This window comes from Streptomyces sp. E2N166 (genome assembly GCF_003671715.1).
GTDB classification, from domain to species: domain Bacteria; phylum Actinomycetota; class Actinomycetes; order Streptomycetales; family Streptomycetaceae; genus Streptomyces; species Streptomyces thinghirensis.
This window is the reverse complement of sequence record NZ_RAIF01000032.1, coordinates 738,662-740,618: the sequence shown is the minus strand read 5'-3', so window position 1 is coordinate 740,618 and position 1,957 is coordinate 738,662. Positions and strand designations below refer to the sequence as shown.

Annotated in this window: 1 protein-coding gene; it reads right to left on the bottom strand. The window is 74.9% G+C overall.

Annotated elements, in window-relative coordinates; genetic code table 11:
- Nucleotides 1-1,957 (bottom strand): type I polyketide synthase (locus tag EBH09_RS30340; RefSeq protein ID WP_202977436.1); only part of this gene is annotated, 1,957 nt, incomplete at both ends.

The window sequence follows — 1,957 nt, the reverse complement described above, 5'->3', positions numbered from 1 at the left end:
CACCGCCGGGGGCGTCACCTCCAACACCGCGCGCGTCGCGTCCACCGCCGAGGGCGTCACGTCCCGCACCGCGCGCGTCGCGTCCGGCACCGAGAGCCGCCAGTTCGGCGTCGGCCGCGGCCAGCCAGACCCGGTCCCCGTCGAAGGGGTAGCCGGGCAGCGCCACCCGGGCGGGCCGGCCGCCCGGGTGCAGGGCGGGCCAGTCGACGTGCCGTCCGCCGGTCCATGCGGTGGCGTACGCGGTGGGGTCTGCGGGGAGCGGTTCGCCCTCGGTGGGCCGGCGCGGGTCGACCACGCCGGTCCAGCTGCCGGCCGGGGTGCCGCCCGCCGCGAACTCGTCCAGGCGGGCGCACAGTTCGGGCAGGTCGTGGAAGAGCACGGCCAGCCGGTGGGCCATCGCCTCCCGGCCCGTCTGCAAGGTCCAGGCGACCTGCGCGGGGGTCGCGGCGGTGTCGTCCCCGGCGCGCAGGTGGCCGGCGAGCCGCCGGGCCTGCGCGGCGAGCCGGCCGGCGTCCCGCGCGGAGAGCACCGCCAGCTGGGGGCCGGTCGGGGCGTCGGCGACGGCACCGGCGCCGACGTACTCCTCCAGGATGATGTGGGCGTTCGTGCCGCCCGCGCCGAAGGAGCTCACGCCCGCCGTCCTCGGCCGGACCCTGCCGTCCGCCAGGACGCGGCGGGGCCAGGGCGCCCGCTCGCGCTGGACCTCGAACGGGGTCGCCGTGAAGTCGATGTTCGGATTGAGCCGGTCCGCGTGCAGGGACGGCACCAGCTCGCCGTGCCGCATCTGGAGCAGCACCTTGGTGATCGCGGCGATGCCGGCGGCCGACTCGGCGTGCCCGATGTTGGACTTGACCGAGCCGATGGGCAGCCTCTCGGGCGGTTCCTCACCGAAGGCCCGCAGCATGCCGGTGATCTCCACCGGGTCGCCGAGCGCCGTGCCGGTGCCGTGCGCCTCGAGGTAGTCGAGGTCGGCGGGCGCGAGCCCGGCCCGGTCCAGCGCCGTGCGCACCAGCTCACCCTGGGCCTTGGGGTTGGGGACGCTGTAACCGGCCCCCGCGCCGCCGTGGTTGACGGCGGACGCCTTGACCACGGCGAGGACCCGGTCGCCGTCGGCCAGGGCCGCGTCCAGGCGCTTGAGCAGGACGGCACCCGAGCCCTCGGCGGGAACGTACCCGGTGCCGCCCTCCCCGAAGCTGCGGCAGCGCCCGTCCTCGGCGAGGAAGCCGCGTTGGGCGAGCTGGAGCAACTTCACCGGGTGGCTGGAGATGTTGACCCCGCCGGCGACGGCGATGTCGCAGTCGCCGTTGCGGATGGCGAGGCAGGCCTGGTGGATGGTGACCAGCGAGGAGGAGCACATGGTGTCCAGGCCGACGCTGGGACCGGTGAAGTCGAAGAAGTACGACACCCTGTTGGCCACCGAGGCGTACGACGAGGAGGTCGCGAAGCCCTCGCCGCGCAGCGCCTCCTGGACGCCGTACAGCTGGTAGTGGCCGTACATCATGCCGACGAACACGCCGGTGCGGGCGCCCCGCAATTGCTCGCGGGTGTATCCGGCGTCCTCCATCAGGTGCCAGACGGTCTCCAGGAACACCCGCTCCTGCGGGTCGGTGTGCTCCGCCTCGATCTGCGACATCCGGAAGAACAGCGGGTCGAAGCGGTCGGCGCCGGGTACGAAGCCGCCCCACTTGCCGTACGTCTTGCCTGTGGCGGACTTGTCCGGGTCGTAGAACAGGCCGTGGTCCCAGCGGTCGGCGGGGACCTCCTCGACGCTGTCCCGGCCGGCGCGCAGGTTGCGCCAGTACTCGTCGACGTCGTCGGCCTGGGGGTAGCGTCCCGCGACCCCGATGATGGCGATGGCGGTGTCCTGCGGGACGGGCGCGACCGGCTCGGCCGGCGCCGCGGGAAGCACGGCCGCCGCGGGGACGGTGGTCTCGGAGGCGGCGGGTTCGGGGGCGGC